The 23,258-nt window shown below is 62.8% G+C and carries 26 protein-coding genes; 16 read left to right on the top strand and 10 right to left on the bottom strand.

Features of this window, described 5'->3' with window-relative positions; genetic code table 11:
- Positions 1–96 precede the first annotated feature (96 nt).
- The 5 genes from pstC to phoB are packed head-to-tail and all read left to right on the top strand — an operon-like array spanning position 97 to position 5,164.
- Positions 97–1,557, top strand: coding sequence for a phosphate ABC transporter permease subunit PstC (gene pstC, locus NKJ64_RS06375; RefSeq protein WP_023706293.1), 1,461 nt, complete (start codon positions 97–99; stop codon positions 1,555–1,557).
- The gene (gene pstA / locus NKJ64_RS06370; protein WP_352462180.1) at positions 1,554–2,870 is read left to right on the top strand and encodes a phosphate ABC transporter permease PstA; all 1,317 of its coding nucleotides are present in this window, start codon (positions 1,554–1,556) and stop codon (positions 2,868–2,870) included. The genes pstC and pstA overlap by 4 nt, the downstream gene beginning before the upstream one ends.
- 17 nt (positions 2,871–2,887) lie before the next feature.
- Positions 2,888–3,712 carry a phosphate ABC transporter ATP-binding protein PstB gene (gene pstB / locus NKJ64_RS06365; RefSeq protein ID WP_023683970.1) on the top strand — a complete coding sequence of 275 codons (825 nt, stop codon included), beginning with the start codon at positions 2,888–2,890 and terminating at the stop codon, positions 3,710–3,712.
- 41 nt (positions 3,713–3,753) lie between these two features.
- A complete protein-coding gene (gene phoU / locus NKJ64_RS06360; RefSeq protein WP_352462178.1) occupies positions 3,754–4,458 on the top strand; it encodes a phosphate signaling complex protein PhoU in 705 nt (234 codons plus the stop codon).
- A gap of 16 nt (positions 4,459–4,474) precedes the next feature.
- Positions 4,475–5,164, top strand: coding sequence for a phosphate regulon transcriptional regulator PhoB (phoB, locus tag NKJ64_RS06355; RefSeq protein ID WP_031193203.1), 690 nt, complete (start codon positions 4,475–4,477; stop codon positions 5,162–5,164).
- Positions 5,165–5,194: 30 nt separating this feature from the next.
- On the opposite strand, the gene NKJ64_RS06350 is transcribed toward phoB, so the two are convergent.
- A complete protein-coding gene (locus NKJ64_RS06350; RefSeq protein ID WP_352462176.1) occupies positions 5,195–6,430 on the bottom strand; it encodes an ROK family protein in 1,236 nt (411 codons plus the stop codon).
- Positions 6,431–6,695: 265 nt separating this feature from the next.
- On the opposite strand from NKJ64_RS06350, the gene xylF reads away from it, so the two are divergent.
- From xylF to NKJ64_RS06330, 4 genes are all read left to right on the top strand, one after another.
- Positions 6,696–7,736: a D-xylose ABC transporter substrate-binding protein gene (gene xylF, locus NKJ64_RS06345; RefSeq protein WP_023683968.1), complete on the top strand. Its 1,041-nt coding sequence runs from the start codon at positions 6,696–6,698 to the stop codon at positions 7,734–7,736.
- Positions 7,737–7,880: 144 nt separating this feature from the next.
- Positions 7,881–9,197 carry a sugar ABC transporter permease gene (locus NKJ64_RS06340; RefSeq protein WP_352462175.1) on the top strand — a complete coding sequence of 439 codons (1,317 nt, stop codon included), beginning with the start codon at positions 7,881–7,883 and terminating at the stop codon, positions 9,195–9,197.
- 12 nt (positions 9,198–9,209) lie between these two features.
- Complete coding sequence (locus tag NKJ64_RS06335; protein WP_023683966.1) at positions 9,210–10,007, top strand: ATP-binding cassette domain-containing protein; 798 nt, start codon at positions 9,210–9,212, stop codon at positions 10,005–10,007.
- A gap of 156 nt (positions 10,008–10,163) precedes the next feature.
- Complete coding sequence (locus NKJ64_RS06330) at positions 10,164–11,810, top strand: CHASE domain-containing protein (protein WP_023670103.1); 1,647 nt, start codon at positions 10,164–10,166, stop codon at positions 11,808–11,810.
- A 39-nt stretch (positions 11,811–11,849) separates the two neighbouring features.
- Here NKJ64_RS06330 and NKJ64_RS06325 read toward each other — a convergent pair whose 3' ends face one another.
- The 6 genes from NKJ64_RS06325 to NKJ64_RS06300 all read right to left on the bottom strand — a co-directional run bounded on the left by NKJ64_RS06325 (position 11,850) and on the right by NKJ64_RS06300 (position 15,331).
- A complete protein-coding gene (locus tag NKJ64_RS06325) occupies positions 11,850–12,092 on the bottom strand; it encodes a YMGG-like glycine zipper-containing protein (protein WP_023683965.1) in 243 nt (80 codons plus the stop codon).
- Positions 12,093–12,175: 83 nt separating this feature from the next.
- On the bottom strand, positions 12,176–12,502 hold the full coding sequence (locus NKJ64_RS06320; RefSeq protein ID WP_023670101.1) for a hypothetical protein: 327 nt from the start codon (positions 12,500–12,502) through the stop codon (positions 12,176–12,178).
- Between the two features lie 142 nt (positions 12,503–12,644).
- Positions 12,645–12,821 carry a hypothetical protein gene (locus NKJ64_RS06315; protein ID WP_023670100.1) on the bottom strand — a complete coding sequence of 59 codons (177 nt, stop codon included), beginning with the start codon at positions 12,819–12,821 and terminating at the stop codon, positions 12,645–12,647.
- Positions 12,822–12,950: 129 nt separating this feature from the next.
- The gene (locus NKJ64_RS06310) at positions 12,951–13,985 is read right to left on the bottom strand and encodes a sensor histidine kinase (protein ID WP_023670099.1); all 1,035 of its coding nucleotides are present in this window, start codon (positions 13,983–13,985) and stop codon (positions 12,951–12,953) included.
- 163 nt (positions 13,986–14,148) lie between these two features.
- On the bottom strand, positions 14,149–14,316 hold the full coding sequence (locus NKJ64_RS06305; RefSeq protein WP_023670098.1) for a DUF1328 domain-containing protein: 168 nt from the start codon (positions 14,314–14,316) through the stop codon (positions 14,149–14,151).
- A gap of 220 nt (positions 14,317–14,536) precedes the next feature.
- The gene (locus NKJ64_RS06300) at positions 14,537–15,331 is read right to left on the bottom strand and encodes a response regulator (RefSeq protein WP_023670097.1); all 795 of its coding nucleotides are present in this window, start codon (positions 15,329–15,331) and stop codon (positions 14,537–14,539) included.
- Positions 15,332–15,543: 212 nt separating this feature from the next.
- Between NKJ64_RS06300 and NKJ64_RS06295 the strand changes: the two genes are divergently transcribed.
- Complete coding sequence (locus NKJ64_RS06295; RefSeq protein ID WP_023670096.1) at positions 15,544–15,747, top strand: NepR family anti-sigma factor; 204 nt, start codon at positions 15,544–15,546, stop codon at positions 15,745–15,747.
- Between the two features lie 3 nt (positions 15,748–15,750).
- Positions 15,751–16,302 carry a sigma-70 family RNA polymerase sigma factor gene (locus NKJ64_RS06290; protein WP_023670095.1) on the top strand — a complete coding sequence of 184 codons (552 nt, stop codon included), beginning with the start codon at positions 15,751–15,753 and terminating at the stop codon, positions 16,300–16,302.
- 56 nt (positions 16,303–16,358) lie between these two features.
- On the opposite strand, the gene NKJ64_RS06285 is transcribed toward NKJ64_RS06290, so the two are convergent.
- Positions 16,359–16,736, bottom strand: a complete 378-nt coding sequence (locus tag NKJ64_RS06285) for a response regulator (protein WP_023806536.1) — start codon at positions 16,734–16,736, stop codon at positions 16,359–16,361.
- 279 nt (positions 16,737–17,015) lie between these two features.
- Between NKJ64_RS06285 and NKJ64_RS06280 the strand changes: the two genes are divergently transcribed.
- The 3 genes from NKJ64_RS06280 (at position 17,016) to NKJ64_RS06270 (ending at position 18,701) form a co-directional block, all read left to right on the top strand.
- Entirely contained in the window at positions 17,016–17,777 is a 762-nt protein-coding gene (locus NKJ64_RS06280) for a Crp/Fnr family transcriptional regulator (RefSeq protein WP_023806537.1), read from the top strand.
- A gap of 124 nt (positions 17,778–17,901) precedes the next feature.
- A complete protein-coding gene (locus NKJ64_RS06275) occupies positions 17,902–18,228 on the top strand; it encodes an ElaB/YgaM/YqjD family protein (RefSeq protein ID WP_023670092.1) in 327 nt (108 codons plus the stop codon).
- A gap of 11 nt (positions 18,229–18,239) precedes the next feature.
- On the top strand, positions 18,240–18,701 hold the full coding sequence (locus NKJ64_RS06270; protein ID WP_023706299.1) for a hypothetical protein: 462 nt from the start codon (positions 18,240–18,242) through the stop codon (positions 18,699–18,701).
- 58 nt (positions 18,702–18,759) lie between these two features.
- On the opposite strand, the gene NKJ64_RS06265 is transcribed toward NKJ64_RS06270, so the two are convergent.
- Entirely contained in the window at positions 18,760–20,334 is a 1,575-nt protein-coding gene (locus tag NKJ64_RS06265) for a sensor histidine kinase (RefSeq protein ID WP_502902856.1), read from the bottom strand.
- Positions 20,335–20,446: 112 nt separating this feature from the next.
- Between NKJ64_RS06265 and NKJ64_RS06260 the strand changes: the two genes are divergently transcribed.
- Positions 20,447–20,674, top strand: a complete 228-nt coding sequence (locus tag NKJ64_RS06260; protein WP_023742926.1) for a hypothetical protein — start codon at positions 20,447–20,449, stop codon at positions 20,672–20,674.
- A gap of 26 nt (positions 20,675–20,700) precedes the next feature.
- On the opposite strand, the gene NKJ64_RS06255 is transcribed toward NKJ64_RS06260, so the two are convergent.
- A complete protein-coding gene (locus tag NKJ64_RS06255) occupies positions 20,701–21,621 on the bottom strand; it encodes a diacylglycerol/lipid kinase family protein (protein ID WP_023670088.1) in 921 nt (306 codons plus the stop codon).
- 258 nt (positions 21,622–21,879) lie between these two features.
- Between NKJ64_RS06255 and NKJ64_RS06250 the strand changes: the two genes are divergently transcribed.
- A complete protein-coding gene (locus NKJ64_RS06250) occupies positions 21,880–23,184 on the top strand; it encodes a PRC-barrel domain-containing protein (RefSeq protein ID WP_352462173.1) in 1,305 nt (434 codons plus the stop codon).
- Positions 23,185–23,258: the final 74 nt, after the last annotated feature.

Genomic DNA, 23,258 nt, shown 5'->3' with positions numbered 1-23,258 from the left:
TCAACCGACCGGATCAGGGCGCGGACCAAATCCGCGCCCTGATTTCGCCGCTTGCCGCAACGGTGGCGGCGATCTGAATTTTCCCTGGGGTGGGTGATGTCGTCCTTGCTCGTACTCGCCATAGTCATCGCCATAGGCGTGGTCGCTTTTGTGATCGGCCGCCAGCGCGCAGCGGCGCAGGATACCGGCAAGGTCAAGCCGCATTCGCGCGCGCATTATCATGGCTGGTGGGCCTTTCTGCTCGCGGTCCTGCCTGCCGTCCTGCTGCTCGCCGTCTGGGATATCGGCTCTTCCTTCTATCTCGACCGGCACATCCATGCCGCTTTGCCCGAGCGCACCGCCGACACAAAGGTGGCCAGCGAAGCGCTCGACGCCAGCCTGGTGAAGAGCCTGGCCAAGGGCCTGCGCCGGCTCGATGGCGATACCGCACTTCCCGCTACTTTCGCCGAATTGCAGCCGCTGCTCGCCGCCAAGGGCGTGGCACTGGCCAGCGACACACAGGACTATATGATCCCGATCGCGGTCGAGGCGAACCAGGTCCAGGACCGGCTCGGCCTGTTCGGCGCCGTGCTGACCTTCGCGCTGTCGGTCGCCGGCGCCTTCTATGCGCTGAGGCAGATCGCGCCGCGCGCCAGGGCGCGCAACAATGTCGAGAAGCTGATGCTGTGGGGGCTGCTTGCGGCCTCGACCATCGCCATCCTGACCACGGTCGGCATCGTGCTGTCGATGCTGTTCCAGACGATCACCTTCTTCGAGAGCGTATCGCCGATGAGCTTCTTCTTCGGCACGGTGTGGGATCCGCGTTTCGCCGCCGCCGGTTCCGGCGGCAGCCAGGGTCAGTTCGGCCTGATCCCGCTACTCGCCGGCACGCTCTACATCGCCGCCGTCGCGCTTCTGGTCGCAGTGCCGGTCGGGCTGATGTCGGCGGTCTACATGTCCGAATATGCCTCGCGCGGTGTGCGCTCGGTGGTCAAGCCGGCGTTGGAACTGCTGGCCGGCATTCCGACCATCGTCTACGGCATCTTCGCCGTTGTCACGCTCGGACCGTTCTTGCGCGACCTGTCGGCGGCACTCACCGGCGGCTCGCCCTTCATCCAGGGCCAGAGCATCTTCACCGCCGGTCTGGTGATGGGCGTCATGCTGATCCCGGTCGTGTCCTCTTTGTCCGACGACATCATCACCGCGGTGCCGCGCGCAATGCGTGACGGCTCGCTCGGCCTCGGCGCCACCCGCTCCGAGACGATCAAGCGGGTGATCCTGCCGGCGGCACTGCCCGGCATCGTCGGCGCCATCCTGTTGACGGCGTCGCGCGCCATCGGCGAGACGATGATCGTCGTGCTGGCGGCGGGCGTCGCCGCCAATCTGACGGCCAATCCGTTCGAGGCGATGACGACCATCACCGTCAAGATCGTCAACCAGCTGACCGGCGACCTCGAGTTCAACTCGCCGCAGACGCTGGTCGCCTTCGCGCTCGGCCTGACGCTGTTCGCGCTGACGCTGGTGATGAACATCGTCGCCCTCTACATCGTGCGCAAGTACCGGGAGCAGTACGAATGACCGACATCCCCCTGGACACGATGGCGGGCGCCGTCGCGCGACCGCGCCGCGACATCGGGCTGAAGGCGCGCTATGCCGCCGAACGCCGGTTCCGCATCTATGGCGTGATTGCGATCTCGGTGGGCCTGGCGTTCCTGGCCATCATGCTGATCACCATCGTCTCGAAAGGCTACACCGCCTTCTGGCAGACGACGGTGACGCTGCCGGTCACCTTCGACGAGAAGGTGATCGATCCCTCCGGCAAGCGCGCGACCGACCCTACCGTGCTGATCAAGGCGAACTATCCCAAGCTCGCCGAAAACGCGCTGGTGGCCAAGCTCGGCATCGATCCGGCCAACAAGCCGATGATGCTGAAGCTCAAGGGCTTCCTGTCGGAAGGCGCCCGCGTCCATCTGCGCGACATCGTCTCCGCCGATCCGTCGGTGATCGGCAGGACGCGTGACGTCGACATCCTGGCTGCCGCGAACCTCGACTCGGCCTTCAAGGGCCAGATCGACCTCGGCGTCGATGAAGCGCGCCGCAAGGTGTCCAACCAGCAGATCGACTGGATGAACAAGCTTAAAGCCGACGGCGTGATGGCCGAGCATTTCAACACCGGCCTGTTCACCTATGGCGCCTCCAGCCGGCCCGAAACGTCGGGCATGGGCGTGGCGATCATCGGCTCGTTCTACATGATGGTGATCGTGCTGTTGCTGGCGCTGCCGATCGGCGTCGCCGCCTCCATCTATCTGGAGGAGTTCGCCAAGAAGAACCGCTTTACGGACCTGATCGAAGTCAACATCAACAATCTCGCGGCGGTGCCGTCGATCGTCTTCGGTCTGCTTGGCCTTGCCGTGTTCATCAACTTCCTCGGCATGCCGCGCTCGGCTTCCTTCGTCGGCGGCCTGGTGCTGACCTTGATGACATTGCCGACCATAATCATCGCCACGCGCGCCGCCCTCGCCGCGGTGCCGCCGTCTATCCGCTCGGCGGCCCTAGGTCTCGGCGCCTCCAAGATGCAGATGGTGTTCCATCACATCCTGCCGCTTGCCGCCCCAGGCATCCTTACCGGCACCATCATCGGCCTAGCGCGTGCGCTCGGCGAGACAGCACCGCTGCTCTTGATCGGCATGGTCGCTTTCGTCGCCGATTATCCGACGACGCCTTTCGATCCGGCGACCGCGCTGCCGGTTCAGATCTATATGTGGGCAAACGAGGCTGAGCGCGCTTTTGTCGAGCGCATGTCCGGCGCCATCATCATCCTGCTCGTCTTCCTCATGGCCATGAACATCACCGCGATCGTGCTCCGGCGCCGCTTCGAGCGGCGCTGGTAGAAAAAAGGCAATTTGGTATGAACATCATGACCGAACAGTCCCTTGAGAATGCAGTGGGCGACAAAATGAACGCCAAGTCGAACGAAGTCATCAAGATGCGCGGCGACAAGGTCGGCGTCTTCTACGGCGAGAAGCAGGCGTTGTTCGACGTCAATCTCGACGTGCGTCAGAACCAGGTGACGGCGCTGATCGGCCCGTCCGGCTGCGGCAAGTCGACCTTCCTGCGCTGCCTCAACCGCATGAACGACACCATCGATTTGGCGCGGGTGACCGGCAAGATCACGCTCGATGAAGACGACATCTACGACAAGAACATCGATGTCGTCGAACTGCGCGCCCGCGTCGGCATGGTGTTCCAGAAACCCAACCCGTTCCCGAAGTCGATCTACGAGAACGTCGCCTACGGCCCGCGCATCCATGGGCTGGCCAAGCGCAAGTCCGACATGGACCAGATCGTCGAGCAGAGCCTGAAGAAGGCGGCGATCTGGAACGAAGTCAAGGACCGCCTGCAGGAGCCCGGCACCGGCCTGTCCGGCGGCCAGCAGCAGCGCCTGTGCATCGCGCGCGCCATCGCCGTGTCGCCGGAGGTGATCCTGATGGACGAGCCCTGCTCGGCGCTCGATCCGATCGCCACCGCCCGTGTCGAGGAGCTGATCGACGAACTGCGCCAGAACTACACGATCGTCATCGTCACCCACTCGATGCAGCAGGCGGCGCGCGTGTCGCAGCGCACGGCGATGTTCCATCTCGGCTATCTCGTCGAGGAGGGCGCCACCGACAAGATGTTCACCAACCCCGACGACAAGCGCACCCAGGACTACATTACCGGCCGCTTCGGCTGAGCCGTCCGGCGGGTGAATTTTCAGGCACGAGGACCAAGATCATGGGTGAACATACCGTCGCCTCCTTCGATGAAGAGCTCGGGCAGATCAGCAAGCTGATCCGCGACATGGGCGATCTGGCAGGCTCGATGGTCAGCGGCTCGACCAGGGCGCTGCTCAATTCGGACAATGCGCTGGCACAGCGTGTCGTTTCCGACGACGCCATCATGGATGCGCGCCAGCGCGAACTGGACGACCGCGCCATCACGCTGATCGCCAAGCGCCAGCCGATGGCCAACGATCTGCGCGCCGTGGTCGGCTCGATCCGCATGGCCGGCGACCTCGAGCGCATCGGCGACCTCGCCAAGAACATCGCCAAACGCGTCGGCACCGTGGGCTTGAGCGTCACGCCGCGCGACCTCTCGCACTCCATCGACGCCATGGCGCAGCTGGTGCTGATCCAGGTGCAAGGCGTCGTCGAGGAATATGCCGCCACCGATGCGGCAGCGCTTGCAAAACTCAGGAATGACGACGAGCGCATCGACGTCAAATACACGTCCGTGTTTCGTGAGCTCTTGACCTACATGATGGAAGACCCTCGCAACATCACCGCCTGCACGCATCTCTTGTTCTGCGCCAAGAATCTTGAGCGCATCGGCGATCATGTCACCAACATCGCCGAAAATGCGTATTATGTGCTGACCGGCCAGCAACTGCCCGCCAATCGTCCGAAGCAGGACGAGACGGCGATGGCCATGCCGGCCTGATGAGGGTGAACTGCCGATGATCGCGCCACGCATCATGGTCGTGGAGGACGAGGAGCCGCTAGGCGTGCTCCTCCGCTACAACCTCGAATCCGAAGGCTATCACGTCGAGGTGGTGACACGCGGCGACGAGGCCGAGATCCGCCTGCAGGAAAACGTGCCCGATCTCCTGGTGCTCGACTGGATGGTGCCCGCTGTTTCCGGCATCGAGCTCTGCCGGCGGCTTAGAGTGCGGCCCGAAACCGAGCGGCTGCCGATCATCATGCTGACCGCGCGCGGTGAGGAAAGCGATCGCGTGCGCGGCCTGTCCACCGGCGCCGACGACTATCTGGTCAAGCCATTCTCGACGCCGGAGTTCATGGCGCGCGTGAAGGCGCTGCTGCGCCGGGCCAAGCCGGAAGTGCTGTCCAGCGTGCTCAAGGTCGGCGACATCGTGCTCGACCGCGAGTCGCACCGTGTCTACCGCAAGAAGAGCGAGATCAGGCTCGGACCGACCGAGTTCCGGCTGCTCGAATTCATGATGCGGCATCCCGGCCGCGTGTTCTCGCGCAGCCAGCTGCTCGACAATGTCTGGGGCGAGACGATCTACATCGACGAGCGAACCGTCGACGTGCATGTCGGGCGGCTGCGCAAGGCCGTCAACAATGGCCGCATGCCGGATGTCATCCGTACCATTCGCGGCGCCGGCTACGCGATCAGGGAAGACTAGGATCCTGCGCGTCGCGCCGTTGCCGGCCATTCAGGCGACATGCTTGCCGGATTTGGGCTGAATACCCGGCGCAAAAATCTCCTGATCGACGAAGCCGAGCGCGCGCATGGCACAGCCTTCGCGGATCAGCGGCAGCTCGTTGGGTTCGGTGTCGAAGGAGATCGACTTCGAGTGCTGGCCGCCGGCGGTCTGGGCGATCGCTTCGCGCAATGCCGGTTCGATCAGGTCGAAGGCGGCGGCGCTGACGCCGACCATGGCGACGGGGGCCGGGTCGATCAGCGCAAACAGGCTGCCGAGGCCGAAGCCGAGCGCCTCGCCGGCCCTGCGATAGGCTTCGCGCTCCGGTCCGTCCGTCTCTCGCGCACGAGCGGCCAGCGCCCGCATATCAGCGTCGCCGATATCGACCGGCTCGGCATCCTCGCCCATCATTTTGGCGCTGCGCCAGATGGCGTAGTTTCCGGCATAGGCTTCCACGCAGCCGCGCCGCCCGCAGCGGCAGAGCGCGCCGCCCGGACGGTGGATCATGTGGCCGAACTCGCCGCCCGAGGAATGGGTGCCGGTGAACAGTTCGCCTTTCAGCACCAGCCCCATGCCGATGCCGTGCGACAAGAGGATCGCGATGAAATTGTCGCGGTAGCGCTCGGGCTGGCGCCATTGCAGGGCCACCGCCATCATATTGCAGTCGTTCTCCATGGTGGCCGGAATGCCGAATTCCGCTTCCAACATGTCGGCGAAGGCAATGTCGGTCAGTGGCGTGATTGGCGACCACAGCATGGCGCGCGCCTGCGAATCGGTGATGCCCTGGATGCCCATGGCAATGCGGGCGATGCTCTGGACATCGAGGTCGGGATCCTCAAGCCGCCGCCGGACGATTGCTACGCATTCGCCGATCAGCTCGTCGCGCGGCTTGGTCAGCGTGTCCAGCCGGCGCTGTTCCTCGGCGACGACGTGGCCGGCATAGTCGATGACGGTGACGGACAGGAAATTGAGCGACAGCACGACGGTCATCACCGCCGCCGCTTCCGGGTTGAGGCCAAGGCCGACCTGCGGCCGGCCGCGTTTCAGTGCGCCTGTCTCGCCAGGTTTGCCTTCAATCAGGGTGCCTTCTTGAATCAGATCAGACGAGATTGCCGATATGGTCGAGTGGCTGAGGCCGGTGGTCGCCGCAATCTCGGTCCGCGACGGCTGGCCGGCCCGGCGCACGGCCGAAATCACCATGGCACGGTTGCGACGGCGCAGATCGTCGTGGCGGATTCCAACCGACATTTGTTTCCTCCCGGCCTCCTCGCGCCTCATGATAGTGAAGGCGTTCGACGGCACCAGCCAAATATTGGCAGACGCCGGCAGCCCTGTCATTGTTTATTGCGGACCTCGAAAAAAATCGGCAAGGCCATCAGAATCCATCAGAATCGATGTTGACAGCGCCTTATCATTGAACCAGTATTTTTTCGAGGCTCGAAAAAATAGGGCCTCTGTGTGCCGGCCCTCGGGCCAGTTTTGTCGCGCCGCACGCGGCGCAGGGAGGATTATGATGAACAGATTTGCAGCCGCCATGCTGGCGGGTGTCGCCATGTCGCTGGCGCTGATGTCGGTCGCGCAGGCGAAGGACAAGGTCATCGGCGTGTCGTGGTCGAACTTCCAGGAAGAGCGCTGGAAGACCGACGAGGCTGCGATGAAAACGGCGATCGAGGCTGCCGGCGACAAGTACATTTCCGCCGACGCGCAGTCCAATCCCGGCAAGCAGCTGACCGACGTCGAAAGCCTGATCTCGCAGGGCGCCAACTCGCTGATCATCCTGGCGCAGGACGCCTCGGCCATCGGCCCGGCGGTGCAGAAGGCGCTGGACGAAGGCATTCCGGTCGTCGGCTATGACCGCCTGATCGAGAACAAGGACGTCTTTTACCTGACCTTCGACAACAAGGAAGTCGGCCGCATGCAGGCCCGCGAAGTGTTCAAGGCGAAGCCCGAAGGCAACTATGTCTTCATTAAGGGCTCTGGCTCGGATCCGAATGCCGATTTCCTGTTCTCGGGCTCGATGGAAGTGCTCAAGGAAGCCATCGACTCGGGCAAGATCAAGAATGTCGGCGAGGCCTATACCGATGGCTGGCTGCCGGCCAACGCCCAGAAGAACATGGAACAGTTCCTGACCGCCAACGACAACAAAGTCGATGCCGTGGTTGCGGCCAATGACGGCACCGCCGGCGGCGTTGTCGCCGCGCTGACGGCGCAGGGCCTTGCCGGAACGGTTCCGGTCTCGGGCCAGGACGGCGACCATGCCGCCCTGAACCGCATCGCGCTCGGCACGCAGACGGTGTCGGTGTGGAAAGACGCGCGCGAACTCGGCAAGAACGCCGCCGAGATCGCCTCGCAGCTTGCCGATGGCAAGAAGACGGGCGACATTGCCGGCGCCAAGGACTTCACCACGCCTGGCGGCAACACCGTCAAGTCGCTGTTCCTGACCCCCGTCGCGATCACCAAGGACAACCTCAACGTCGTCATCGACGCCGGCTGGATCAAGAAGGACGAAGTCTGCACAGGCGTCGCCGCCGGCAGCGTCGCGGCTTGCAACTGATCTCGACGACTTGAAGAAATGAGGCGCCGCGGCTGTCAAGCCGCGGCGTTTTCTCTACGAGAATTGTGTGTTTCCGCCATCGGCGGCAAACTTCTAGGCTGTGGTCCGGCATCCGCGCCAGACGGCAAGCCGCTGGAGGACATCATGACCGACACGACCTCAAATCCGCAGGCCGATACGGCACGAGCGTCTGAACTCGGCGCGGTCGCCCGGTTCCTGAAAGCGACCGAGCTCGACACGCGCATGCTCGGCATGGTCGGCGCGCTGCTGGTCATCTGGGTCGGCATACATATCCTGTCGGGTGGGCTTTTCCTGACGCCGCGCAATCTTTGGAACCTGTCGGTGCAGACGTCCTCGGTCGCGATCATGGCGACCGGCATGGTACTGGTCATCGTCATGCGCAACATCGACCTTTCGGTGGGCTCCGTCGAAGGCGTGATCGGCATGATCATGGGCGTGGCACAGGCCGAATTCCTCATTCGCGTCATCGGCTTCCAGCTTGGAAACCCCTGGCTCTGGGTCGTCGCGCTTGCCGCCGGCGTGGTGCTTGGTCTGCTGATCGGCGCGTTCCAGGGCTTCATCATCGCCTATATGCAGGTTCCGGCCTTCATCGTGACGCTTGGTGGCCTGCTGGTCTGGCGTGGCATGGCATGGCTCATCACCAGCGGGCGCACGGTCGCGCCACTCGACGCCACCTTCCAGCTGATGGGCGGCGGACCACGCGGCTCGATTGGCGCCGCTGCCAGCTGGATCGTCGGCATCGTCGCCTGCGCGGCGGTCGCCTTCGCGCTGCTCAACGGTCGCTCGCAGCGCAAGCGCTTCAGCTTTCCACTGCGCCCCGTCTGGGCCGAGACCCTGCTTGGCGTGGTCGCTTGCGCGGCCATCCTCGGCGCCGTGTGGATCGCCAATTCCTATCCATGGCCGATCGGCATCGTGCGCCAGTACGCACAGCAGAACGGCATCACCGTTCCCGAAGGCGGGCTGTTCATCGCGCATGGCATCGCCATACCGGTGCTGATGGCGGTGATTGTCGGCATCATCATGACGTTCATCACCAAGCGCACGCGTTTCGGCCGCTATGTCTTCGCCATCGGCGGCAATCCGGAGGCAGCGGAACTCGCCGGCATCAACACGCGCTGGGTGACCATGAAGGTGTTCATGATCATGGGTGTGCTGGCTGCAATCAGCGCGGCGATCTCGTCGGCCCGTCTCAATGCGTCAACCAATGCGCTGGGCACACTGGACGAGCTTTTGGTGATCGCGGCCGCTGTCATCGGCGGCACGTCGCTCGCGGGCGGCGCCGGAACGGTGATGGGCGCCATGCTCGGCGCGCTTCTGATGCAGTCGCTGCAATCCGGCATGGTGCTGCTCGGCATCGACTCGCCGTTGCAGAGCATTGTCGTTGGCGCCGTCCTGGTTATCGCCGTCTGGCTCGACACCGTCTATCGCAAGCGCGTCTAGGGAGGAACGATTATGGAAAAAACTGCTCCCACCGGTACGCCACTGATCGACATGCGCAACATCTCGATCGCGTTCGGTGGCATTCGCGCCGTCGACGATGCGTCCATCGATCTTTTCCCGGGCGAAGTGGTGGCGCTGCTTGGCCACAACGGCGCCGGTAAGTCGACGCTGATCAAGATCCTGTCGGGCGCCTACAAGCGCGATGCCGGCCAGATCTTGGTCAACGGCCAGGAGGCCTCGATCTCCAATCCGCGCGACGCCAAGAAATACGGCATCGAAACGATCTACCAGACGCTTGCGCTGGCCGACAATGTCGACGCTGCCGCCAACCTCTTCCTCGGCCGCGAACTGATGACCGCGTGGGGGACACTCGACGATGTCGCCATGGAGGCCGAGGCGCGCAAGGTGATGGGCCGGCTCAATCCGCGCTTCCAGCGCTTCAAGGAGCCCGTGATCAAGCTATCGGGCGGCCAGCGCCAGTCGGTGGCGATCGCACGCGCCATCCTGTTCAACGCCCGCATCCTGATCATGGACGAACCGACGGCCGCGCTTGGGCCGCAGGAGACGGCGCAGGTCGGCGAACTGGTAAAGCAGCTCAAGGCCGACGGCATCGGCATTTTCCTGATCAGCCACGACATTCACGACGTGTTCGAGCTTGCCGACCGGGTCTGCGTAATGAAGAACGGCCAGGTCGTCGGCACCGCGCTCACCACCGATGTGACGCAGGACGAAGTGCTCGGCATGATCATCCTGGGAAAGTGCCCGCCCGGCGCCATTCCCGGTCCGGGTGCGCTGAAGATCGCGGCCTGAGACCACGCTATCGTCAGCTGTCATGTTCACTGATGCTCGAGATCGATAAGCCGGCTAAATATGCATGATATGCCAGCTGTCATTATGGCTTGGCCGCGCCATTGTCTTGCCGCGGCGACTTGCCCATAAAGGTCCCGAACCGTCCATGGGCCTGCGTTGAAGAAGTTTTTCCCGATCCTTGCCTTCATTGCCGTTGCACTGATCAGCCTGACGATGGCGGGCTTCGCCTATTTCGCGACCCAGGAAGCGGCGCGCATCAAGTTCGAGGCGACGGCCGACGACGCGCTCAACCGCATCGAAAGCCGTATCGATCTGCATCTGTCACTGCTGCGCTCGACGCAGGCGCTGTTCGACGCCCGCAATGGCGAGATTTCAGGTAGCGAATTCAAGGCCTTCTTCAGCGCCCTCGATGTCGATAACAATTTCGCCGGCCTGCGCGGCATCGGCTATCTCAGGCTGGCCAAGACCGGTGACGAAGCGGCGGTCGAGCGCGACATGTTGCGCGACCGCGGCGCCGCCCACACGGTCTATCCGGACACGACACAGCCATGGCGCACGCCCGTCGTGCTGTTCGAGCCGCTCGACCCTGCCAACGAATCCACCATCGGCTACGACATGTTCACCGAGCCGGTGCGGCGCGAGGCGATCGAAAAAGCGATGGCCGATGACGCACAGCACGCAAGCGGTCTGGTCCAGCTCGGCCAGGACACTGGCGCGGCGCAGACCTTTACCGGTTTCCTGGTCTTCGTCAGGCTCAATGTCGAAACCGCGCCGGATGGTATCAATGCGTCCAGATCATCGACATCAGGCCTTCTCTACGCGGCCTTCCGCGCCCGCGACCTGTTCCAGACCGCGCTCAGCCGCACGCCTTTGCTGCCGGTCAACACCGCGGTCTATGACGGCACGGCCGACGCCGACAATCTTCTGTTCCAGTCGGAAACGCCGCCGGTTGCGAGCTTTGGCGACAGGCTGTTGGTGACGCGCAAGATCATCGTCGCCGGTCGGCCGTGGACGGTGCTGTTTCGGCCGACAAGTGCATTTTCGCAACCGTCCTCGCGCGCCATTCCGGTCATGCTCGGGCTGTTCGGCCTGCTTCTGGCCGGGGCCATCGCGTTGGTGGCGCGCTACCAGGAGCGCGCCTACGACGCCAAGTCGCTGCTGCATGAAACGACGGAAAAAAGCCTGCTCGAAAAGGATTTGATGCTGCAGGAGATGAAGCATCGGATCAAGAATTCGATCACGCGGGTGCTGGCGATTGCGCGCCAGACGGCAGCGCAAGCAACCGACGTGAAGGAGTTCTCAACTTCCTTCTCAGCCCGCCTGCAGGCAATGGCGGCTTCCCAGGATATGCTGACGCGTTCGCGCTGGCAGAAGGCCGATCTTGGCGACCTGCTGCGCATCGAGCTCGGCCAGGTGTTCGGCAAGGAGCTTCCGGAAGGGATATTGTCAGGGCCTCAGGTGCTGCTCGACGAGAGGACGACGCAGGCGCTTGGCCTGACCTTTCACGAACTGGCGACGAATGCGCTGAAATATGGCGAGGCCGGCAATTCCGTGGGTGCGCTCAAGGTCGACTGGTCGTTCGAGGGGCGCGGGTCCGAGCGGATGCTGGTTCTGAACTGGCGCGAGGCCGGGCAGAAGGAACTCGAAGCGCCGGCGAAGACCGGCTTCGGCACCAAGCTGATCGACCTCAATGTCACGCGCGAATTGCGCGGCACGATTGCCCGAGATTTTCGCATCGATGGGCTTACGGTGGAAATCAGGATCCCGCAGCCTGATGCAGTCAAACAAACGGAGACCGGCTGACCGGTCTCCGTCGCGATTGTCTGACGCTTTTGAAGCGGATCAGCAGCGAGCGGTGTAGAGCCGGCCGCGATTGTCGCGATACTGGCAATAGCCGTTGCGCAGGTTGCGCACCAGCAGGCCGGAACCGGCGCCAACGGCTGCGCCGATCAGCGCACCCTTGCCGCCGCCGATCAGTCCGCCGGCCAAAGCACCGACACCGGCGCCGACACCGACATCCTGCTCGGTCGTGCTGCAGCCGCTGACGGCGACCACCGTAACCATGGCAATAATCAATTTCCGCATAGAATCTCTCCTCACTTTTGTCCTCACTTTAGTAAGCTCCAGCCGCTATTTAGCACGAAACAGCAGCCTTTGCCCGCTCGATCTTATTGTTGGCTAAGAGAGTCTTTTTCGCGGCGCGTGGCGTTCGACGCGACCACGACACTGGAAATCTGCAAAGACGCGTCGAGGGTGCCGTCCGGGCGCACGTTCCAGACGATCTGGTCGTAATCATCCTCCAGCGCGGGGTCGACCGTAAGACATTTGGCAACGACGTGCTCGGCCTGACCCTGCACGTCGCCGGCAGCGAATGGACGTTCTGCCGTGCATGCTTCGGCGGTTTCGAAAACACTGACCGGCACCGGCAGTTCACGACATTCGGTCATGTTGTTCGAACAGCCAATTACCAAAAGCAAAGCGGCGATGTGTTCCACGGCGATACGTCCTCTCGCCATAAGAACGGTCCACAGCCGTCAAAGTTCCTGTGCCGAAAGGGGCGTTAATAATTGGTCGGCTACGAGCTGGACAGCTTCTGAGCCAGGCTGCTTGGGAGCAGCGTGAACCTGAGCATCTGGCTCAGGCCAATTGCGACGCCACGATCAGCACAACAGCGGCGACGAGCGCGACAGCGGCGACGCGAAGCAAGGGATGCCAGGCGTGCTGCAAAGGCGAGGCTGAAGCGTCAGGATCCTGAAAGCCGCTCATGGACACCCGGGCGGCCTGCTCCAGCCTGTTCATATCGGCAACCGTCATGATCATTCCTCCCATACTCGCGTTGCAGGCTGCGGCCGAAACATCGGTTGAATCGGTCAAGATCCAGCAATCTCTGGGAACCACAGCATCGGATTTTATGGTGAACAGCCGGTTAAGGAATCCCGCCGCTCATTCGGTTTCGAAATTGCCGTGCGGAACGACGAGGCGATATTCGAGGCGGTCACTGGTGATCTCCAGCGTCGCCGTGCCGTTCAGCGATGCCGGCACGACACGTTCGAGGGCAACGCTGCCGAAGCGTTTCTCGGTGCGCCTGTTATCATTGGCGACAATGGCCTCGACCCAGGTCAGCGACAAAGCCGGCTTGTCTGCGGCCTCTGCGACGTTCGACAGATCGGCGGTTACCTCGACAAAGCCGTCCGGCCGCGCCAGGGCGCCGTAGCTGAATGAATTGACGGCGAGTTCGTGCATTGCCAGTCCGATATGAATGGCCGCGTTGGGATTGAGGTAGGGGTTGACGCCATTGAAGCGCAGGCTCTGCGCGGGATCGGCGCCGTAGCGAACGACCTGGCCGCGGATAAGCTCGCGAAGTGCTGCACCCCGCCAGTTCGACGACGTTACCAGATCCTGGGAGGAAGCCAGTGACTGCAGGCGGCCGCGAAAGCGCTTCAGGAAATCGTCGGGTGTCTCGGAATAGCGGCCGGTCTGGGTGGCAATACTCTGGATGATGGCCAACAGGTTCTTGGAGCGGTGGCTGACTTCGCGCAACAGCGTCTTCAGCGTCTGTTCGCGGCGTTTCTGCTCGGTGGTTTCCACCATCGTGGTGACGACGCCCTGAACGTCGCCGCGATGGCCCCGATCGGCATCGACCCATACCTGGAACCAGCGCATGCCATCCCCGGTGGGAACACTCAGTTCAAGGCGTTCCGGATTGCCGGAAGCGATCACATTGCTTTTGGCGGCGGCGATTTGCTCAGCTTGCGCCGGTGGCAACGCGCCGTTGCTGTCGGCTGTGTCGGAAACCCACGGCGCACGCATGTTGCGGGCCCATACAGTCTTCAATTCACGATCCTGATAGAGGACGGAAATGCCGGCATTGTGCAGAGCGTGAAGCAAGGCCCGGCCAAGCTGCATTCCGCTTTCAGCCGGGTGCAGTGCGATCACCTCGTCGCCCTGTCCGCTCTCGCCTCCGCCAATGGAACGCATCAATCACCTGTCCACCTGATCAGGACCGAACGATTCACTTGGACTCAGTTCCTGAGTAGGTCCCCAGAAAAGGTCCGCCGGACGATGTCCCGTTGGAGGACATCGCCCGGCGGTGGCTGGAAACCGTTTGAGGGGTGCGGCTTCCAGTGTTCTTCGCCCGCTCCTACGATGCCCGTCTGAACAGGCCGGCCAGAAGCGAGATGACGAGGAAGGCGAGAAAGATGAAGAACAATATTTGCGCGATACCGGCCGAGGTACCGGCGATGCCGCCGAAACCAAGCGCGCCGGCGATGATCGCCACGACGAGAAATACGAGCGCCCAGTAGAGCATGATCTGTCTCCTTCCGATACTGGATCAAGAACGTGAGTGATTGCTGTTTGTTCCACCATTTGCCGAAAAAGAAGGTCTTTGGAAGAGGCCCGGACGCGAATTGATTCGCGCGCGTGAGCGCGATACGGCGCGACGGGCAGCCGCCGATCGCCGGGTTAGGCGATCGCCAGTGCCGCCAACGCTGCGAGGCGGCGAAAAGTTGGAGATTGAAGGCCCTACTTCACGCGGCGGCCTTGGCCTGCCGGTCGAAGAACAGCGCTTGGCTGATCAGCGCCTTGACCATGTCGGGATTGAACGGCTTGGTGACGAGGAAGGCCGGTTCAGGCCGCTCGCCGGTCAGCAGACGTTCGGGGAAGGCGGTGATGAAGATTACCGGCACCGAAGTCGACGACAGGATTTCGTTGACCGCATCGATACCCGAGCTGCCATCGGCAAGCTGAATGTCGGCCAGCACCATCTTCGGCCTTGTCTTGCCGAACATCGCCACCGCCTCGGTATGGGTGCGCGCGGTTCCGACCACGTGGTGGCCGAGGCTCTCGACCATTTCCTCGATGTCCATGGCGATCAGCGGCTCGTCCTCGATGATCAGCACATCGGTCGCCACCTGGCGAGAGATCTCGTTGCTCGCCTGGGCAAGCAGTTCGGAGAATTCCTTGGCGTCGACATCGAGAATTTCAGCTGCCTCGTCTTCACCGAAGCCTTCGACCGCGACCAGCAGGAAAGCCTGGCGTGGCCGTGGCGCAATGGCGTTCAGATTGGCGGCGGCGCGCTGCTCCCATGCCGATTGCGCCTGCTCCTGCGGAACGCGGATGGCAATGGAGGTGAACAGTTTGGCGAATACCTTGTAGAGCGCGATGCGGTCGCTTGACGCTTGCGGGAAGATGTCGACGTCGGCGATGATGGCTTCGAGCATCGCGGCTACCAGCGCATCGCCACTCTCCTGCGATCCGGATACGGCGCGTGAAAAGCGGCGCAGGAACGGCAGGTGCGGAGCGATGGTTGCGGAAAGGCTCATGGTAGACGTCTCCCTCAGATGACGTGATTGCATAGATTGCAGGTCAAGCTGATTGCAAGCCCCAACACCCAAACGCGGGTTTTGCGAAAAAGTTCCGACACTTGTGGAACGAAACTGCACGGGCGACGTTTGTGGTGCGATGGGCAACCAGACGAGGGGGCCGCTTTGCGTTGTGTAATGGGGCGGCTCGGGGCGCTGGATTTAAGGGCGAAATGAAGGACATGAATAAAGAAACGCTGGCTGGCGCCGCTGACAGGCGCCGGGCCAATTCCGGCGACCCGCTCGGGGCGAATTCGGAAATTGGCCGTAAACTCAAACAGTATTATGACGAGCTGGTCTCGGACAATGTGCCGGATCGCTTTGCCCAGTTGCTCAGCCAACTGGAAAAGGCCGAACCCGCACAGAAGAAGGACTGAGGCATGGCAGCTGTCTCACAAGGGTTCAAGACCGACCTGCTCGGCTCGATCCCGAGCCTGCGGGCTTTTGCCGTGTCGCTGACGCAGAATGCCGACAAGGCCGACGATCTGGTGCAGGAGACGCTGGTCAAGGCTTGGGACAAGCATGAGAGCTTTCAGCCCGGCACCAATCTCAAGGCATGGCTGTTCACCATCCTGCGCAACGAGTTCTATTCCCAGATGCGCAAGCGCGGCCGCGAGGTGCAGGACAGCGACGGCATCATGACGGCCAGGCTTGCCGTTCATCCGGCTCAGCACGGCCAGCTTGACCTCAAGGATTTCCGCGGCGCGCTCGAGCAACTCCCCGAGGACCAGCGCGAAGCCATCATCCTCATCGGCGCTTCAGGCTTTTCCTATGAAGAGGCCGCCGAAATCTGCGGCTGTGCGGTCGGAACGATCAAGAGCCGGGTCAGCCGGGCCCGCACGCGGTTGCAGGAGATCCTCAAAATCTCCGGCGAAGACGAATACGGGCCGGACGCGATCTCGTCCCAGGTGACGGGTTCAAACGCTGCCTGACGGCGGAGGCCCCGTTTGCGGGCCTGGGCTCTCTACACATACGCATCGAAGATATCTCAGACTGGCGCGCGTCCGCAGGCCGCCGCCAGAGCCTCGACGAGATCGGTCCCCGAATAAGGCTTGGTGACCAGGCGGATGCCGGGAAAAGACACTTTGATCTCATCCGGGTCCGAATAGCCGGAGGCAAAGACAAACGGCAGGCCCGATTGGCGCAGCCGCGAGGCGAAATCGAGTGTAGACGTTCCGCCCAGCATGAGGTCCACGATAGCGGCGTCGAACTCGCCAACGACCTTCTGCTCATCGATCTCGGCCAGAGCGCGGGCAATCACTACGTCGCTCGCGCCATGGTCGCGGCAAAGCTGCTCGACATCCATGGCGATCAGGAATTCATCCTCCAAGACAAGAATTCGCAATCCCTCAAGCAATGGCGGCACTTGGCAATCTCTCCTCAATTCTTGCAGCATCGGGTACAGTGACTCCAGTCAACCGCATCGCGGACCTTGGGGGATCGGTCAGGCCTTAATCCGAAAAGTTCGCCCACCGGCTCTACTCCACAAGCGAGCTTCGAATTCGCCTCAGTCGAGTGTAGCGAGTCATGATCGCTATTTGCCATCCTGTCATTTAAAAAAGACATGCCATCGGCAGCGGAACCGCGGCCTTGCAAAGGCGTAGCACTCAGTCTCTGGCAAGAGACTTTCGAAAGAGGGATCGAAATGTCTGGCCAGAATGGTCGTTCGTTTTCCAGCCGTCAGTACCCATGCGAGATCTGCCCGCTTCGGGCATTGCCGGTGTTCCGGGAATTCGAGAAGCAGGAGCTTGCCTATGTCAGCATGTTCAAGAAGGGCGAACTGGCCGTCGACAAGGGCGCCACAGTGCTGGTCGAAGGCAGCCAAAGTGCTCATCTCTACACCGTGCTTTCGGGCTGGGCCTTCCGCTACAAACTATTGTCGGACGGCAGGCGCCAGATCCTGAACTACTCCATGCCCGGCGATCTTATCGGGCTGCAGGGCAGCCTGATGGGCGAAATGCAGCACTCGGTCGAGGCGCTGTCGCCCATGCTGTTGTGCGTCTTCGAGCGTGAAAACCTGCACGAGCTCTACCGCAACCATCCGGGCCTTGCTTACGACATTACCTGGCTGGCGTCGCGCGAGGAGCGCATGCTGGACGAGAACCTGCTCAGCGTCGGTCGGCGCACGGCGGTCGAGCGCACCGCCTATCTCATTGCCTTCATCGCCAGCCGCGCGGCGGCAGTCGGGCTCAACGGCAAGGCGCCGGTGCAAATCCCGATTACCCAGCAGCATGTCGCCGATACGCTCGGCCTGTCGCTGGTCCACACCAACAAGACGATCCGCAAGCTCATCGATCGCAAGCTGATCGCCTGGCGCGACGGCGGTTGCGAAGTGATCGACGGGGAGGGGCTGAAGGATCTCGCGCGCTGGGAGGGCCTAAGCGAAGGCCGTCGGCCGCTGATCTGACAGGCAGGCCTCCATCTGGGGCTGGACTCGCACTTGCAAACACCCTTTCATGGATACGGTCTCCGATTTCGGAACCATGACGTGTGTCGGGCGTTTGAAGCCAAGCAAACGCAAGGAGTTTAGAATGGCAACTGCCGCAGGAAAAACCGCCAACGAAAGTCAGACGAACGCCGACCTGGAAGCCGACATTCGGCAGTTGAAGGCGGATATCGAAAAGTTGACCAAGCAATTGGCCAAGACCGGCGAACATGGTTACGGCACGGCGCGGCGCGCTGCTGCCGAAGGCGTCGACCAGTTGCGCGCGCAGGGCGAAGCCGTCTTCGACAGCCTGCGTGGCAACGCCAAGGATCTTGAGGCCCAGATCACGGCCAATGTGCGCGAGAAGCCGGTCACTTCACTGGCGATCGCGGCCGGCGTCGGCTTCCTGTTTGCGCTTCTTGCCCGGCGCTAGTTTCGACAGAGATGGGCATGCTGGCACCGCTTATCTCGGCCTTGGCCTCGGGTGAAGCCATTGCCGCCATGCGCCGCGCGCGCACGGCGGCAATCGTCTACGGGCTCGCCGCCGTGGCTGCCCTGTGCGGCCTCGGGTTTCTCCTGGGGGCGGCCTACATCTGGGCGGCTGACCGTTATGGCTCGATGGCCGCCTGTCTTGGCTTCGCGGCCGGTTTCCTGGTAACGGCCGGGCTTATCGTGCTCATTCATCAACTTGCGGCCGGAACGCGTGCGCGCCGACGTGCGCGAAGGCGCAATGCCGACCTGAAGGCGCTCGGTATCACCGCGGCGCTTGCCGTGCTGCCGGCCTTGCTCAAGGGGAAAGGCGGGAAGGGCGTCATTCTCGGCCCGATGATCGCGCTCGCGGCCTATGCCATCTACCGCGAGAACGTCAAACCGGATCCGGGCGATCCAGACAGCGAAGCCGACTAAAGCGCGTCGCGCTGATACGCTGTTCCCGGGAAAACCGCTTCGCACTTCTGAAATTGCTTTAAGCCGGCAGATCTTCAAGCGGCATCGATATTTCGGCGAACACGCCTTCGCTGCGGAATTCGTGGGTCACTTCGCTCGATAAAACCTTGGCGAGGCTGCGGCGGATCAGGATAGAGCCGAAGCCCTGGCGTTCCGGCGGGTCGACTTTCGGCCCGCCGCTTTCGCTCCAGGTCAGCACAAGGCGGCGCGCGCCTTTCTTGCCCGCCGCCTTCCAGTCGACATCGACCTTCCCCGAGCCAACCGACAGCGATCCGTATTGCAGCGCGTTGCTGGCCAGTTCGTGCATGATCAGGCCGAGCCCCACCGCCTGGTCGGGCGAAAGCAGCAGCTCCGGACCGGAGATCACGATGCGCGGCCGTTCTGCCGAATCGAACGGCTTCACCTCGATCTGCATCAGTTCGCGAATACCGATGCCGCGCCATTCGCGATCCGACAGCAGGTTATGGGCAGCGCCCAGCGCCTGCAGCCTGGCGCCGAAGGCTTCCAGGAATTCGCTTGGGCGGCGAGCGTGGCGAACGGTCTGTGTGGCCAGCGCCTGCACCGTCGCCAGCGTGTTCTTGACCCGATGGTTGAGCTCGCGCAGCAGCAGCCTTTGCCGGTCCTCGCCGAGCTTGCGTTCCGAGATGTCGTAGTTGACGCCAAAGATCAGCGTCGGCTTGCCTTCGCCGTCGCGCTCGATGACGCGGCCGCGGGTGACTATCCAGCGCGGCGGATCGAAGCCTTTGACCCGGTATTCGCCGAAATAGTCGTCGCTGCCGGTCAGGGCATCGCGAAAGCGCGTCTCGGTCTGGTTAACGTCGCGCGGGTCGATGGCGGCCAGAATGTCGCGCGCCCGCAGCCGGTTCGAACGCGGCAGGTTGAACAGCTCCGACAAACGCACGTCGCATTCGATCATGTCGGTGCGGATATCCCAGGCCCAACTGGCGAGCGAGGCGGCGTCGAGCGCTATGGCTCGGCGCTTTTCCTCCTGCGCCAAAGCAGCCGTGGCAATGGCGCCGCTGCGGGTGGCGTCCTTGAGGGTAAACAGGCTGGCGGCGAGGCTGGCCAGCGATTTCAAATGATCGAGCGCGGCAGCGGACGGAAATTCATGCGGCTCCCGGTCGAGTACGCACACCGTGCCGACGCGCGCGCCGGCGACCACCATCGGCGCGCCGACATAAAAGCGGACATGGTGTTCGCCGGTGACCAGCGGGTTGCGGGAGAAGCGAGGGTCCATGCTGGCATCCGGCACCACCATCGGCTCGTCGCCGGCGGCAATGGTATGGGCGCAGAACGATATGTCGGTCGCGGTTTCGGTCTCGTTGAAGCCGACACAGGATTTGAACCACTGTCGTTCGGTGTCGAGCAGCGTGACGAGCGCGATCGGCGCCTGCATCACGGCTGCGGCAAGGTCGGTGATGCGATCGAAGTCGGGATCGGAGTCGGTGTCGATCGCGTCAAGCCCGTGCAGTACGGCAAGCCGCTCCGGCGCCGCCACGGCGCGGCGGACCTCAACCGGCAAACCAGCCTGCTTCGCCACCTTGCTATCCACCAAGCCCCCTCGCTTGCAGGCCCCACCCGCGGTGGCGCGCATCTTGCGCGGCCGTCGCGCGCCGGAACTTTTGTAGCAAGCAATCGTTACCCCACCATGTTTCGCCGGCGATGGTTTCATCGACCATGCCGGTTGCACGATAGGAACGCCGCCAATGACCAAGATCGCCCCTGAAAACAAAGCCCGTCAGGGGCGCTGGGGTTGGCACGGCCTGCGCATATTGGTCGCCGCGTTGCTCCTGGCTTTTATTGCTTGGGGAGCGGCCGAGATTTATGGCCAAAAGATAGATCCAGATAGCCCTGAAAGCCAAGGGCAGCCCACCGGCCAGACCGCGCCGGCCAACCAGAGCTCGCCAGCCGGCGAGGGGCAGTCGGGCGGCTAGGGTTTTCCGCGTCATTCGTAATCGCATCAGGCGGCCTTCGCCTGGGCGGCTTGCGCCGGAACCAGGACGTTCAGTGCGCCAGGGTGGATCTGGATTGTCGTTTCACGCTCCAGCTTGACCAGTTCGCCGTCGATGACGGCGCCGAATTTCTTGCTCCCGGTATGGATCTTCACGATTGCCTTGTCGGCCTGATGAGTTTCGACATGATCGCTGTCGCGCCACCTGCCTCGAGCCATGTCGAAGAGCGCCCTGACCAGCTCGCCACGCTGCCGCGCCACGGTGACATAGATGCCGAGCACGCCGCCGGCAGGATTGTCGGCATAAGGCAGATGGCCTTCGCCAAACAGATTGTTGGAAATGCCGATGCCGCTGATGCGGGTCACGATCTCGGCTTCGCCGACCGTCAATGTCACCTTCATGGCGGGAGGATTGTTGATCGTCGTCCAAGCGGCCTTGGCCGAAGCGCGAATCTTTCCCAAGCGCGAGGCGAATTCCATATTGTCGCGCAGCTTCACCATCCTGGCGTGCAGACCGATCGAGAACTGATGTACGAACGGCCGGCCATTCGCGCTCGCGATATCGACCGCCATGATCTCGCCGTCGGCAAAGGACTTCAGCGCGCCATCGATGGTCTGCGGAATTCCAAGGCCGCGGGCGAACAGGTTCATTGTTCCTGCAGGCAGGACGGCCAGCGCCTTCTTGCCATTCATCAGCCGCCCCGCGGCGGCCGAAATGGTGCCGTCGCCGCCACCGGCCAGCACGACGTCGATGTCGCGCCGCGCGGCGACCTTGTCGAGCGCCGCGACAATCTCCTTGCCGGCGACGATGTCGATCTCGATGGAATGACCAGCCGCCTCGAGCGTCTGGCGCATCCGGTCGGTTAGCGCTGAAAGATCGGTGGTCCGCAAGGTGCCGCCGTCCCGGTTCAGCACCGCTGCAAATCGCATGCCCCACTCCGTATTCTTTTTAGCGGCCGGAATGCCAGCCGCAGGCTGAAACGGGCAAGCTTGGCAAAGGTTCCATCGGCCGGGCGGGAATGTCGGGCGATTCCGCGGACTTGCCCAGGGTATTTCGATGCTCCCGTTTTTTCGGAACAAGCGCCTTGTCACAACGTTGTGATCCCATTGGAGGCGCCGCCTTCGGTCTCCCGGCAAGTGGTTTGCCGATTGCGGCGCGCATGAGATCACGCAAGAGGAGACTTAATCATGATCCGCACACTGTTCGCGACGACTGCACTCGCAACGCTGATCGCTACCGGTGCGTTTGCGCAGTCAACGACGACCCCGGCGACGACCCCAGCGCCGGCTGAAGCCCCTGCTACCATCGCGCCGGCGCCGCAACAGGCCGACGGCGCGCTGATGACCAATATCATCGGCGAGTCGGTGTACAATGGCACTGGCGACGATGCGCAGAAGATCGGTGACGTCAGCGACGTCGTCCTCGATGAAAACGGCCAGGCGAAATCCGCCATTATCGGCGTTGGCGGCTTCCTCGGCATAGGCAGCAAGAACGTCGCCTTCGACTACGGCAAGTTGCAATGGGTCGAGAGGAATGGTGACCGCTGGCTCGTCGCCGAGACGACGAAAGAAGCGCTGACGGCGCTGCCCGACTTCGACCGTAAGCCCTACGATCCGGCCTCGGCGCCTGCTTCCACGGCGCAGAACGACCCGCAGAAGCCGGTTGATCTCAACGCCGCGCCGTCAGAACCGGCGGTGAAACGCGCTGACGGCAATCTCGCAACCAACATCATCGGCGAGAATGTCTACAATGGCACTGGCGACGATGCCCAGAATATCGGCGACGTCAACGACATCGTGCTGACCAAGGATGGCAAGGCGCAGTCGCTGGTGATCGGCGTCGGCGGCTTCCTCGGCATGGGTGAAAAGAACGTGACCTATGATTTCGCCAAGGCGCGGTGGGCCGAAAAGAACGGCGATCGCTGGCTGGTGGCGCAGACGACCAAGGAGGAACTGCAGGCGCAGCCTGATTTCGACCGGAAGCCCTATGATCCGGCGCCCGTGACGACAACCTCCGACGCGACGCAGCCGACTGCTCCGGCTGCCCCGACGGCCGTTGCACCGGCTGACAATGCTCATCCAGGGGACAAGACCGCGGAAGCTCCGGCCGGGACAAAGGCCACCGATCCGACGCAAACGGCAGCGATCGACAAGTCGACACTGACCGAAATGCCGGTCGGTAACATCAGAGGCGACGACCTGAAGGGCACCACCGTCTATGGCGCCAACGACGCCAAGGTCGGCGAGATCGGCGACGTCGTGCTCACGCCCGACAGCAAGCCGGATGCCGTCATCATCGATGTCGGCGGCTTTCTAGGCATCGGCGCCAAGGAGGTCGCGGTCGGCATGGACAAGCTCAAATTCATGACCGACAAGGACGGCAACAAATATCTCTACACCAACTTCACCAAGGAGCAGCTGCAGGCGCAGGCCGCGTATGACAAGGGCAGCTATGCCGAGAAGCGCGACCAGCAGCGGATGATGGTACAGTAAGGGAATAGGCAGTAGGGATTGGGCAGTAGGCGAAACCGAGTGACGAGGCATCAGGCCGCCAGAACATTCTACTG

It is taken from the genome of Mesorhizobium sp. M0062 (assembly GCF_040323125.1).
Taxonomy (GTDB): Bacteria; Pseudomonadota; Alphaproteobacteria; order Rhizobiales; family Rhizobiaceae; genus Mesorhizobium.
Note: the sequence above shows the minus strand (reverse complement) of the source record. Positions and strands in the feature narration are given on the sequence as shown.

What these genes read in the sequence shown, in the direction of transcription:
- NKJ64_RS06300 (WP_023670097.1), bottom strand. Translation starts at nt 15,331, where the DNA reads ATGAGCCTTTCCGCAACCATCGCTCCGCACCTGCCGTTCCTGCGCCGC.
- NKJ64_RS06265 (WP_502902856.1), bottom strand. Translation starts at nt 20,334, where the DNA reads ATGCGCGCCACCGCGGGTGGGGCCTGCAAGCGAGGGGGCTTGGTGGAT.
- NKJ64_RS06350 (WP_352462176.1), bottom strand. Translation starts at nt 6,430, where the DNA reads ATGTCGGTTGGAATCCGCCACGACGATCTGCGCCGTCGCAACCGTGCC.
- NKJ64_RS06255 (WP_023670088.1), bottom strand. Translation starts at nt 21,621, where the DNA reads ATGCGATTTGCAGCGGTGCTGAACCGGGACGGCGGCACCTTGCGGACC.
- xylF (WP_023683968.1), top strand. Translation starts at nt 6,696, where the DNA reads ATGAACAGATTTGCAGCCGCCATGCTGGCGGGTGTCGCCATGTCGCTG.
- NKJ64_RS06280 (WP_023806537.1), top strand. Translation starts at nt 17,016, where the DNA reads ATGTCTGGCCAGAATGGTCGTTCGTTTTCCAGCCGTCAGTACCCATGC.
- NKJ64_RS06315 (WP_023670100.1), bottom strand. Translation starts at nt 12,821, where the DNA reads ATGACGGTTGCCGATATGAACAGGCTGGAGCAGGCCGCCCGGGTGTCC.
- phoU (WP_352462178.1), top strand. Translation starts at nt 3,754, where the DNA reads ATGGGTGAACATACCGTCGCCTCCTTCGATGAAGAGCTCGGGCAGATC.
- NKJ64_RS06325 (WP_023683965.1), bottom strand. Translation starts at nt 12,092, where the DNA reads ATGCGGAAATTGATTATTGCCATGGTTACGGTGGTCGCCGTCAGCGGC.
- NKJ64_RS06335 (WP_023683966.1), top strand. Translation starts at nt 9,210, where the DNA reads ATGGAAAAAACTGCTCCCACCGGTACGCCACTGATCGACATGCGCAAC.
- NKJ64_RS06250 (WP_352462173.1), top strand. Translation starts at nt 21,880, where the DNA reads ATGATCCGCACACTGTTCGCGACGACTGCACTCGCAACGCTGATCGCT.
- pstC (WP_023706293.1), top strand. Translation starts at nt 97, where the DNA reads ATGTCGTCCTTGCTCGTACTCGCCATAGTCATCGCCATAGGCGTGGTC.
- NKJ64_RS06310 (WP_023670099.1), bottom strand. Translation starts at nt 13,985, where the DNA reads ATGCGTTCCATTGGCGGAGGCGAGAGCGGACAGGGCGACGAGGTGATC.
- pstA (WP_352462180.1), top strand. Translation starts at nt 1,554, where the DNA reads ATGACCGACATCCCCCTGGACACGATGGCGGGCGCCGTCGCGCGACCG.
- NKJ64_RS06340 (WP_352462175.1), top strand. Translation starts at nt 7,881, where the DNA reads ATGACCGACACGACCTCAAATCCGCAGGCCGATACGGCACGAGCGTCT.
- phoB (WP_031193203.1), top strand. Translation starts at nt 4,475, where the DNA reads ATGATCGCGCCACGCATCATGGTCGTGGAGGACGAGGAGCCGCTAGGC.
- NKJ64_RS06260 (WP_023742926.1), top strand. Translation starts at nt 20,447, where the DNA reads ATGACCAAGATCGCCCCTGAAAACAAAGCCCGTCAGGGGCGCTGGGGT.
- NKJ64_RS06305 (WP_023670098.1), bottom strand. Translation starts at nt 14,316, where the DNA reads ATGCTCTACTGGGCGCTCGTATTTCTCGTCGTGGCGATCATCGCCGGC.
- NKJ64_RS06290 (WP_023670095.1), top strand. Translation starts at nt 15,751, where the DNA reads ATGGCAGCTGTCTCACAAGGGTTCAAGACCGACCTGCTCGGCTCGATC.
- NKJ64_RS06270 (WP_023706299.1), top strand. Translation starts at nt 18,240, where the DNA reads ATGGGCATGCTGGCACCGCTTATCTCGGCCTTGGCCTCGGGTGAAGCC.
- NKJ64_RS06275 (WP_023670092.1), top strand. Translation starts at nt 17,902, where the DNA reads ATGGCAACTGCCGCAGGAAAAACCGCCAACGAAAGTCAGACGAACGCC.
- pstB (WP_023683970.1), top strand. Translation starts at nt 2,888, where the DNA reads ATGAACATCATGACCGAACAGTCCCTTGAGAATGCAGTGGGCGACAAA.
- NKJ64_RS06295 (WP_023670096.1), top strand. Translation starts at nt 15,544, where the DNA reads ATGAAGGACATGAATAAAGAAACGCTGGCTGGCGCCGCTGACAGGCGC.